General features: G+C 60.7%; 5 protein-coding genes and 4 pseudogenes. 2 read left to right on the top strand and 7 right to left on the bottom strand.

The features are described 5' to 3' along the window. Positions 1-607 precede the first annotated feature (607 nt). Positions 608-1,537 (bottom strand): LysR substrate-binding domain-containing protein, encoded by a 930-nt coding sequence (locus tag EXZ48_RS33350; RefSeq protein WP_050746943.1) that lies wholly within the window; start codon positions 1,535-1,537, stop codon positions 608-610. A 114-nt stretch (positions 1,538-1,651) separates the two neighbouring features. On the opposite strand from EXZ48_RS33350, the gene ilvD reads away from it, so the two are divergent. After that, positions 1,652-3,325 carry a dihydroxy-acid dehydratase gene (gene ilvD / locus EXZ48_RS33345; protein WP_050746950.1) on the top strand — a complete coding sequence of 558 codons (1,674 nt, stop codon included), beginning with the start codon at positions 1,652-1,654 and terminating at the stop codon, positions 3,323-3,325. A 459-nt stretch (positions 3,326-3,784) separates the two neighbouring features. Here the strand turns inward: ilvD and EXZ48_RS33335 are convergent, their stop codons facing one another. From EXZ48_RS33335 to EXZ48_RS35865, 5 genes and pseudogenes are all read right to left on the bottom strand, one after another. Continuing rightward, a complete protein-coding gene (locus EXZ48_RS33335) occupies positions 3,785-6,196 on the bottom strand; it encodes a VWA domain-containing protein (protein ID WP_082342923.1) in 2,412 nt (803 codons plus the stop codon). Between the two features lie 81 nt (positions 6,197-6,277). Beyond that, complete coding sequence (locus EXZ48_RS33330) at positions 6,278-7,234, bottom strand: AraC family transcriptional regulator (RefSeq protein ID WP_024271622.1); 957 nt, start codon at positions 7,232-7,234, stop codon at positions 6,278-6,280. 406 nt (positions 7,235-7,640) lie between these two features. Beyond that, positions 7,641-8,756, bottom strand: a complete 1,116-nt coding sequence (locus EXZ48_RS33325; RefSeq protein ID WP_130521302.1) for an IS110 family transposase — start codon at positions 8,754-8,756, stop codon at positions 7,641-7,643. A 421-nt stretch (positions 8,757-9,177) separates the two neighbouring features. After that, a pseudogene (locus tag EXZ48_RS33315) lies at positions 9,178-9,444 on the bottom strand (type II toxin-antitoxin system VapC family toxin); the annotation flags it as partial. A gap of 14 nt (positions 9,445-9,458) precedes the next feature. Further along, positions 9,459-9,623: pseudogene (locus EXZ48_RS35865) on the bottom strand (type II toxin-antitoxin system VapB family antitoxin); the annotation flags it as partial. A 70-nt stretch (positions 9,624-9,693) separates the two neighbouring features. On the opposite strand from EXZ48_RS35865, the pseudogene EXZ48_RS33305 reads away from it, so the two are divergent. Continuing rightward, positions 9,694-9,891: pseudogene (locus tag EXZ48_RS33305) on the top strand (transposase); the annotation flags it as partial. Here the strand turns inward: EXZ48_RS33305 and EXZ48_RS33300 are convergent. Further along, positions 9,871-10,366 (bottom strand): annotated as a pseudogene (locus EXZ48_RS33300) (integrase); the annotation flags it as partial. The pseudogenes EXZ48_RS33305 and EXZ48_RS33300 overlap by 21 nt on opposite strands. Positions 10,367-10,445 lie beyond the last annotated feature (79 nt).

Here is a 10,445-nt window from a genome sequence, read left to right as displayed (position 1 = left end):
ACTTGCCTGCGGTGTCGCGCAGCCAGCAAAAGCCTGCCTCTCGTCGCCAAAACGTCCGGTGCTATGCATTAAGGCGGCTAGTGAGTCCGGACCCTAGTTCCAGAGCTAGGCGCAGACATAGAAGCTCACAGCAGATCATCGTGTCCGCTACTGATACTCGACCGCTAAGCTGCTTCGCCAGATGGGGTCTGCTTGTCGCTTATGTGCAAAGTTTTGAGATGCTTGATGGCGCGTTGTATGGGTTTGATGAGGGAGCATGCGTCCATGACGCGTTCGCCCTCCGGTTTCACGGGCGAGAGGCGGGCCAGCAGGCCACCTCCGTCCCAAGTAAAGCGCGGCGATGGCCCATCAAACCTTCGTGAGGGCAAGCCGTTACCCGTTGGCAGGATCGGTTGGCGTGGGGCAAGGTCAGTGCCTTCGTAGGTACGTTCCAAGGCAAGCCGCGCGGGGGGGCTTGTTGCCGAACGGCGTCAGCGGCCGGCACATCCAGTTGGGATTGCCCGAGTGGAATCGGTTCTTGATTCAATGCTTCCGTTTAGAGGCTGCTTTAGGCGAGCGAATAGGCCTGATGAATGAGGAGCGGGCGGTGATCGGGCCGCTGTTGCCTTCAGAGCGAGGACGCGGCAGAGCGGCTGGCAATTTCGTCTTTGACGAGTGCGACAAATTTCTTGACGACTTGGGAGGCTTCGTCGGGTTGCCAGCTCAGTCCGACCTCGATCGTAGGGGCAGCCTCCTGCAGCCTTAAGTAGGAGACGCCAGCCGGTGAAAGGCTACGCATGCAACTCGGCACGAACGCCAATCCCATTCCCTCGGCTACCAGATTGATCATCGTCTGCATCTGCATGGCGTGCTGGCTAATCACGGGGTGCGCACCATAATTAGCATAGAAGCGGGTGACGAGATCATGAAGAACGGGTGCTCCTGCTCGGGGAAACAGAACGAGCGGTTTTTCTTTGAAGTCTTCGAATGAGATTGTGCCGCTCTGGTGCTCGGCATTGCGGCTCTTTATCCACCGGGATGGCATCGCTACAACAAGTTCTTCGGAGGTGATCGGCATATAGCTGAGGGGCGCCGGCATAGCCCGGTTCGATGGCGGAATCATCAAGCCGATATCGATGTCTCCTGCAAGCAAGCTGTCAATTTGTACGTTGCTGGTTGCCTCACTCAGCAAAATCTCCACTTCCGGGAACGATTGTTTGAATCGACTGACCAGCCTCGGAAGGAAGCTGTAGCCAACGAAACTGACGAACGCGATGCGCAGTGTGCCGACTTCACCTCGAGACAGGCGACGGGCCAACTCCGGAAGCGTTGCCGCCTCATCCACAACGCGCCTCGCATGGGGTAGCCAATGCTTTCCAATCGGCGTTAATCGCACCGTTCGCTTGGTGCGGAAGAACAACTGCACACCGAGGTCAGCCTCCAGCGCCTGAATACTCTGGCTAAGTGGGGGCTGCGTCATGTGTAGGCGCTCGGCGGCCTTGCCGAAATGAAGTTCCTCGGCCACGGCGACGAAATGGCGAAGCTGGCGCAAATCCATGGCGACCTCATTGATATGAGATTCGACTATATATCATATGATAAATAGATTTTCAGAATTATTCGGCGCTCGCTTATGCTGTCCTCTTATCAGCTAACTAGGGGAGGGCATCTAGTGCCGCACAAACTACGATCGAACGCCATCACCAAAGGTGTGGAACGTTCTCCCAATCGGGCGATGTTCCGCGCGCTCGGTTATCGAAGCGAGGACTTCGACAAGCCCATGATCGGTATTGCCAACGGCCACTCAACGATCACGCCATGCAACGCAGGTCTTCAGCCGCTTGCGGATGCCGCCGCAGCCGCGGTCAGGGCAGCAGGCGCCAATCCTCAGATGTTTGGTGTTCCGACCATTTCTGATGGCATGTCGATGGGAACCGAGGGGATGAAGTACTCCCTTATCTCGCGCGAGGTAATCGCCGACTGCGTGGAAACAACGGTCCAAGGGCAATGGATGGACGGTGTTCTTGTCATCGGCGGCTGCGATAAGAACAAGCCCGGAGGTATGATAGGTATTGCTCGGGCGAACGTTCCGGCGATCTATGTCTATGGCGGCACCATCAAACCCGGAAACTGGAAGGGCGAGGATCTATCGGTCATCTCTGCGTTTGAGGCCGTCGGCGCTATTAAGGCTGGCCACATGAGCGAGGAAGATTTCGCGGGCATCGAACGGCACGCATGTCCGACCACGGGTGCCTGTGGAGGCATGTATACTGCCAACACAATGAGCTCGTCCTTCGAAGCGCTGGGTATGTCGTTGCTTGGCTCTTCGCTGATGGCCAACCCCGATCAGGAGAAGCTGGACTCCGCTGCCGCCTCGGCAACCGTTCTGGTTGAAGCGGTCAGGAAAGGCATCAAACCGCGCGACGTCATCACCAGACAGAGCGTTGAGAACGCCATCACGCTGGTGATGGCGACCGGTGGTTCCACTAATGCGGTGCTTCACTATCTGGCGATCTGCCACGCAGCGGAGGTCGAATGGACGCTTGAAGATTTCGAGCGCGTGCGCAGTAAGGTTCCGGTCATTTGTGATCTCAAACCCTCCGGCCGCTACATGGCAGTCGACCTACACCGGCAAGGCGGCGTTCCTCAGGTGCTGAAGTTGCTGCTCAATGCAGGGCTACTTAATCCAAACTGCCTGACTATCACTGGCCGGACGATCGCGGAGGAGCTTGAGGGAGTTCCCGATCATCCGCCCACCGGTCAGGACGTGATACGGCCTGTCGCTGCTCCGCTCTATCACCAAGGCCATCTGGCGGTTTTGCGCGGCAATCTGGCGGAGGGCGGGGCCGTCGCGAAGATCACCGGCCTAAAATCGACTTCTATCACTGGCCCGGCGCGCGTATTTAACGATGAGCAATCGGCGCTGGATGCCATTCTGTCAGGCTCTATCCAGCCGGGCGACGTGCTCGTGCTGCGCTATCTCGGGCCAAAGGGTGGTCCCGGAATGCCCGAGATGCTGGCGCCAACATCGGCTATTGTCGGGCGTGGGCTCGGTGACAAGGTCGGTCTGATCACCGACGGACGCTTTTCCGGTGGATCGTGGGGCATGCTTGTCGGGCATGTCACGCCTGAAGCATTCGTTGGCGGGACGATCGCTTTGGTCGAGGAAGGTGACAGTATTACGATTGATGCCGGGCGCTGCCTGCTTCAACTCGACGTTTCCGCAGAAGAGATAAAAAGGCGGCGAAGCCAGTGGCGTCAACCCTCGCCTCGCTACGTGCGCGGTGTGTTGGCGAAGTTTGCTGCCCTCGCCAGCCCTGCAAGTCAAGGCGCCGTGACAGGATGATAACAGAGAGGACCGCAGCGTCGTCGGCCATAGTATCAGAATAACACTCGTTTCGGAAATATCTCATCTGGTCTGCTGCGCTGGAGGTCCTGGGCGAAGCCGCCTGCATTGGAAAGGCCTATCTGCCGCAATACACCGCCTCATCATCGGGATATCGCGCTCCAGGTAGGTACGGACGAAGTTGGCTCGCCATCGTTGGCTGGTGCTAACTTCGTTCGCGGCGAGAAAGCCGTCCGGGAAGCAGCCACTGCCCTATAGCTTGTCGAGATCGACGGTCGGCGCTCGGCGAAATTCAGAGCGAGCGTGGTCGTGCCAACCTGGCGCGGCCTCAAGAAGGAGTTGGCAAGGCTGATGTCAATCAGCTCTCGAGCTGGTTGGCTTTGCGGCGGTGAATTATCCCTGCAGTGCTTGACTAAGGCCATAAAGTGCCGCTCCCCGCCATTCGTCGACCGAGTCTTCCTATTTGGCGGCCAATTCAAGCGTTGCCGAAAGGATGCGGAAGACGCGCAAATCCTCTGCCGCCATCAATTGGGGCCTGCACAGCAGGCCTACGGCCGTCGGCTCGCACGGGCCGAGCATGGCGTCCCATTGCCGCGGGTTCAGCGCCACCATGACGCTTTCTGCACCGGCGCGCAGCGGCATGAAGACGGTCGAGGGTCGCGCGCTCTCCACCCCGGCGGCGGTCTCATAGCGGATGGGAGGTTCCATCCGCCAACCCGGCGATAGTGCGATACTTAATCCGCTGGAACGATCATGCACGAGGCATAGTGCAGGCCCCTGGCAGAACAGGCTGGACACTGCAGAATAGGTCGGACGTTCGATGACGACCTCGGTGGACGTGGCCACTTCAATCACCGCCAGATAGGTCGCCCCCGTGGCCCCGTCATGCCTACCACGGATCAGCCAATGGCCGCGGTCAAGCCGGGTTTCCCAGGCACGAGGCCGGGGATCGCCGCTTTCGATCGCCAGGCTGTCCTGTCCATCGAGCGGAAAGGCAGCCCATTGGGTGAAGGCCCCCTCGTAGACACCCTTGATCCGTAAGGGCACCGGGTCCATCGGTTTCAGCGCGCCCTGATCCTCGCCCGTTGGGCTATGTTGGCGGGAGAGGGGGACAACGAAGTGGTTTTCACCGCCAGGGGTTACCTCCATGCGGCCGGAGAAGACATGGTCGCCCGCATTGCCCGTGACGTCGTAAAGGCCGGGCAAGAATTCCGCTGTGACGGGCCCCGAAACTCCTTCGGGCATCGCCCAGACATCGCGCGCTAACATCTGGCCGGGAACCGGTACGGCAGACCATGAGATGTTGAGCCCCACGCCGCCGCCTTCGGCCTCGATCACCACGGACCGTAGCGCCTGCACCACCTCGGGCAATACCGCATCGGCAGGTAGCACTTCGATGGGCCTTGTGGCGATTACCTCGCTGTCCGACAGCTTGTAGCGCAGTTCATAGCTGCCGGGCTGTTCCGGCATGGCCAGGACAAGCGGATTTTTGCCACGAACGTAGCCATAGCTGACATAGCTGTCACTGCCTGTCTTGGCGATCTGGATATTGTCGTAATCGGCATCCGGCCCAGACCAGTTGATTGCGACCTCGCTGCCCGCAAGCACCTGTTGCGGGGCGGTCAGACTTACCGCACCCTCGGTCACGGTGATCTGGCGTTTGGCGATGACCGTATGGTCCCGGAACTTGTAGCGAATTTCGTAGTCGCCCGGCTCGCCCGGCATCAGCAGGCTGGCCGGGTTGCCATTCGCCACGTAGACCCAGGTCCAGCGTTCGCCATCACCGGGAAGGCCGATCTCAATGGTGTCGAGTTCTACCGCCGGCCCGGTCCAAGCCACGGCGACCGCCTGGCCGATGGGGGCAGTGGCCGGGGCGTCGAGCGTTGCTTCTGGCGGAATCTCAACCGGTACATAGGGGCGCACCAGTTGCAGCACGCCGTCCTTGATGCCTGAGGCCCAGCCTGACCCGTGCGCATCCGCATTGTAATCCATTTCGCTCGACGCGCCAAAGCCGAAGCAGCGCGCTGCCTCGACGAAATTGCTGCCCGCAGGCTCATAGCGCCAGGCCGAACACATCGCCTCGCCTTCGCAAAGTGCGGCGCATTGGGCGATGGTGCCATCCTTGGGGAAGGAGAATTCCGGTGGATGGACTTCGGTCACGCCGGTGGTCATGCCGGTGGGTACAAGGGTGATATCGGTCATCATGCTAGCACCAGGGAAATAACTGCGCGACCCCTTCGATGCTTCCGGAAGGGCCGCGGTCACGCTATCTTGCAGCGCCTTCGCCAGCGATGCTGCATCCTTCGCTTCGAAGTATCGCCCTCCGGTGCCTTCAGCCAAGCAGGCGACCCGCGCGCCTTCGGCCTGCGAAAGGCCGAAGCCGATAACGTGGGCTGTGAAGTTCAATCCCGCCGTCTCCAACTCGTCCGCCAGCGCGCAGGGGTCTGCGGAGCAGGTCTCCAGCCCATCGGTGACCAGAACCACCGTCGCCGCTTCCTCGCGGTAGCGCAGAGCCTCAGCCGCCTGACGCACAGCGTCCGACAGTGGTGTTTTGCCCAGAAAGCGCATGGTGTTTACCGCAGTAGAAATCTGCGCAGCAGTGCCGGACGCGGGTGGCACCATCAGTTCGATGTCGCCGCAATTGCCTTTTTCACGGTGGCCATAGGCCAGCAGACCCAATTGCTGTCCGGCCGGTATCGTCTTCAGCACGTCCGCTACGGTCGTGCGCGCTATTTCCAGTTTTGGCCGCCCGTCAATCTGCCCCCACATCGATCCCGATCCGTCCATGACGATGATCGTTGCCGGCATTTCCGCGTGCGCCACCCCAGCAAGCGCCATCATCGCCATACCCATTAGCCAGATGTTCCGCATCTTTGTCCTTCCCCTTTGTTCGGCTCGACTGTGGCACAAAAGTTCGGACCGATCTTGGGGCCGGCGGAAGCCGATGCGGGGTCAGCGGTATTCCGATAGGCTGCGCATCTCGGATGGCGTCATGCCAAAAGTGGCCCGAAAACGGGCATTGAACCATGAGATATCGCCAAAACCAGCACTCAGTGCGACTTGGCTGATCGAGCGGCGGCTATGGCGCGGGTCGCTCAATTGCCGTCGTACCAGCATCAACCGCCGCATCGCCACATAGTCAGGGAAGGAGGTTCCCTCCTGCGCAAAAAGGCTGCGGACGTAGCGGGCGGAGATCCTGTGGCGTGCGGCGATCCAGTCCGAGTTAAGCTCGTTCAGCGGGAGGTTGGCCTCGACATCCGCCTTGATCGCCTTCAACCGCGCCACTCGCACACCGCGTCCCTGGGCGATTTGGTCCGCCTCCCGGTCGGCGCCAAGCGCGAACAGCAGCAGGTCCTGCAGATGTAGGGCGCCATGCTGCAATTGTTCGGGAGGCAACACTCCGGCCTCGGCGTGCAGCGCCCGCGCATGCGCCAGAAGCAACCGCCATTGCGGCGTCAGCTCGACCACCTGCCGCAGGCAGGGGTTGAAGCTTGGGCTTGCCGCCATCAGCGCTGCGCGTGGGATTGAGACATAAATCACTCGGCTGGTTTCAGGAACAAACTGTGCCACTCCCGGTACCTCGCTGGGGTCGAGGTAAATCTGGCCGGACCTGCATTCGACCTCGGTCCCACGCTCTTGCCGGATGGTGAAACCACCCGTCACCGGCACATGCAGCAGGATATTGTCGCCGGTTTCCGCCGCCAACCCGACGGTACGCCGCGTGCGGCAGGGCGAATGGGCGGTGTCGGCGATCACGGCGCCGGGCAGGACGGCGATCGTGGTCGAGGAGCTGTAGCTTTCGTTCTCCGGCTCGATTGCCAGCTTACAGATGTTGGCAGCGACGCTCTCGAATTTTGCAGCACGGTGACGAGGATCGAAGTCCTCGGTTCGCAGAATGAAATGGCTCATCGGAAACCTGTATCTGAACTACCGGAACGCTTGCTATGCCATGGCATATGGCACGTCATTGCAAGTCGAAACTTCCAGATTGCGGCGGACAGCCCCCATTTGGGGGAGTTCGCGAGAGAGGGCGAAATCCTCCCATGTCCTTTTTCAAGTGGGAAGATGCAAAAAACCTGACGCCATGCCAAGGGCGTGGCGGTTGTGTTGTCGTAACAATGCCGTTGGGTCGAGGGCGGAGCCGCGCTGGCGACGGTCGATCAATCTCCCATGCGCGGGTTGGATACCGCAGGAACGCTTTTCGTCGCGGCCTGCCTCGCACTACGCACGGGCGTCGGGTTAAGCCGGCCCATAGGATTCTCGAGGATTGCCTGACCTTGCGCTCCGCCCCCGGTCGAACGGGGCGACGGTAGGATCAGGATGGCGCTGGCGCCACTTCCTGTCCGATCGCCCAGATGAACCCACACAGTTCGCGCGCAATGGCGGTCACAACAACAGTCGGCTTCTTTCCGGTCGCGCTGAGCTTGCGATAAAGCCCACACAAGCGTACCTGCGCCTTCCAGGCGATGTCGCGTACGGGCTTTTCCTGCCGCTCGACAACCAGCACCTTTTCCGACGCCAGACGTGGCGGATAGCGGTAGCTCCAGGCGGCCTCCACCAGCATCCGGCGTGCTTCACTGCTGCCCGCCTTGGTGGTGCCGCCGCGCCACACGCTTGTGCCGCTCGATTGTTCTGATGGCACCAGGCCCAGATAGGCCATAAGCTGGCGCGGCGTTTCGAACCGGGCGAGATCGCCGATGGAGGCCAGGAAGATCACCGCCGATATGGTGTCGAGCCCACGCATGGCGCGCAGCGCTTCGACCAGAGGGGCCATCGACCAATCCGGGAGCATGGCCGCAATCCGCGCCTCGAGCTGGTCGCGGCGATCCTGCGCCGCCCATACCGCCTCGACGTAATCCTGGAAGACGATCTGGTGGGGCGCCTGTTCAAAGGTCTGAAGACCGAGCCACCGCCGATGCCGCAGCGTCCAATTCTTCCGGTTGGGGCCGTAAATTCGGCCATGACGCAGAAGAAAGGCCAGGCATTGCTGCCGCGCCCGTGTGAGCTGTGCAGCGGCGTCCATGTGGGCACGTACAAGGTCGCGGATTGCCTCATACACCGGATCGGGGACCCAGACACTTGTCAGGTCGCCGGCGCGGTGCTGGCGCGCCAACTTCTCAGAATCGCGCCGATCGGTTTTGATGCGTTCTCCGGGCTTGCGCGGGATCAGGCTCGGAGCGACGACCATGCAACTATGGCCGAGGCTCAGAAGTTGCCGATAGATGCCATAGCCGCAGCCGCCAGCTTCATAGCAGAACTCCAGCCGGCTTCCGTCTTTCGATAACCGCTTCGCCAGCTTTGCAATATCGAACGGCGTGTTGGGAATAGCGCCGATGAAACGAACGGCACTATCACGACCGTCTTCGGCAACAGTAGTGGAAATGCTGGCCTTGTGAACATCGAGGCCGACGTAGAGAGCTTTCTTCTGCATGATCCCTCCAGAGTTCGAGGTCGCGCCACCCTCGGCGCGACAACTCGATTCTGACGGGTTGGGCTCGTTTCTCCAGCGGCAGCCCAAAGGACATACGGACTACGCTCCCATGACCGTCATGGAAGCGTGTCATTTCGCCCCCAGCGGGCCCCCCCTTGTATTTCCATGAAATCGAGTCCTGTTGGTCGCAGCGCATCGCCACGGGGCAGGCCGTGCGAAAAAGCCGACGCGACAAGGAGAGCGTGAAAATCCTGTGGTCGCGCGCGCCGTCGGCACTGTAATTGCTACAAGTCTTCCACGCTGCCGTCGGGCGTCAAATGCGCTGAAGCCACGAGGGAGGCATCATCATTTAATCCGCCGTAGCTGTCTTTGGTTGATAAAGGCGGCGCAGGATTTTGAACGGATCTTGTTCCGAGTCCTGTCATGCCGCCTCGATATCGGTCTGTTTGAAATCGTTGCCTTTGTAGAGCAGTGGCTCACCCGACGAGGTTGCCAGCGCATAGGAGAAGTAGTTCCCATAGGTCAAGCTTGCGGGATGGCGAGCTTTGCCATAGCGCGGCCGGGCCCTGCGAGCTTGATCGGAATGCTCTGCCGTCACTGCCACGACCTCGATATCGGTCTTATGCCGCCAAAGATCGAGATCGGCTCCGCCCGCCTGGCCGAAACATCCCTCTCGTACGATTGCAGAGGTATCGATCACCATCACGTTGGGAGCCCATCTTCGTCGTAGCCGATGATGTCATCGGGGCTTCGATGATCAAGGACGGGCAGGGCGCTCAAGCGGGGCTGCATTGCTTCCATGTCCTCGATTAAGGCTGCTTTCTTCGCTTGCAACCCAGTCCGTTTGAGGCGCTCCTCGAGCGCTGAACTGCCCCCAATTTCGACCGGACACTCGGCATAGGCAGGAAGGCTCAAGCACAGGCTTGAGGACAGGCTTATGTCTAACGAGTATCGACGTATTGAAGTGATTACCGGCGATGTTCTCCGGCGACGGTGGACAACCGAGCAGAAGCCGCGGATTATCGAGGAGAGTTTCGAGCCCGGCGAGACAGTTTCGTCGGCCGCCCGGCGTCATGGGGTTGCGCCCAATCTGCTCTATCGATGGTGCAGACTTCTCAGCGAAGGAGGCAAGGCTGGCGCGCAGCGAATAACCGGCAAAAGACTGGCCGCGCTCTGCCTCGGAAAGATCGCCACGCACGCCGGCGGCGAGTGCTTCCTTCTTGACGAGCCGGGCAAATTTATCCAAGCCTCCAGCGCTGCGACAGGGCGAGTGGTGTCGGACGGGCCGCGACCGATCTCGACCTCGCGCCAATCGGTCTTGCCGCGCAAGGACACTGGCGCGCCGTTGTGGAAACTCTCGACCCCGCCGCGCCCATCGTCTGTCTGGTCTCGGCCAAGGTCGAGCCCGGTGATCTCCGAGCGACGCAGACCGCCGGCAAAGCCGAACAGCTGCATGGCCCGGTCGCGAAGCCCGCGCAACGAACCGCGGGTAAGCGTCGCTAGCATGGCGATCAGATCCTTTGGGAAGACCGCTTCCGTCTGCCGGCGCAGGGCGGCGTGCCGCGGCGGGAACAATTCCAGACGATCGCCGAGAGGCGCCGTTTGATGGATGGTAATCCTCCGGTGGAGGCCGCGGGTTATGCCGCTTGAGCGTTCAGCGTGTCTTGCTGCCAGTTCCACGGAAGCAAT

This window comes from Shinella sp. JR1-6, assembly GCF_004284735.1.
In the GTDB taxonomy this organism is placed as follows: domain Bacteria; phylum Pseudomonadota; class Alphaproteobacteria; order Rhizobiales; family Rhizobiaceae; genus Shinella.
Note: the sequence above shows the minus strand (reverse complement) of the source record. Positions and strands in the feature narration are given on the sequence as shown.

What these genes read in the sequence shown, in the direction of transcription:
- EXZ48_RS33350 (WP_050746943.1), bottom strand. Translation starts at nt 1,537, where the DNA reads ATGGATTTGCGCCAGCTTCGCCATTTCGTCGCCGTGGCCGAGGAACTT.
- EXZ48_RS33335 (WP_082342923.1), bottom strand. Translation starts at nt 6,196, where the DNA reads ATGCGGAACATCTGGCTAATGGGTATGGCGATGATGGCGCTTGCTGGG.
- EXZ48_RS33330 (WP_024271622.1), bottom strand. Translation starts at nt 7,234, where the DNA reads ATGAGCCATTTCATTCTGCGAACCGAGGACTTCGATCCTCGTCACCGT.
- EXZ48_RS33325 (WP_130521302.1), bottom strand. Translation starts at nt 8,756, where the DNA reads ATGCAGAAGAAAGCTCTCTACGTCGGCCTCGATGTTCACAAGGCCAGC.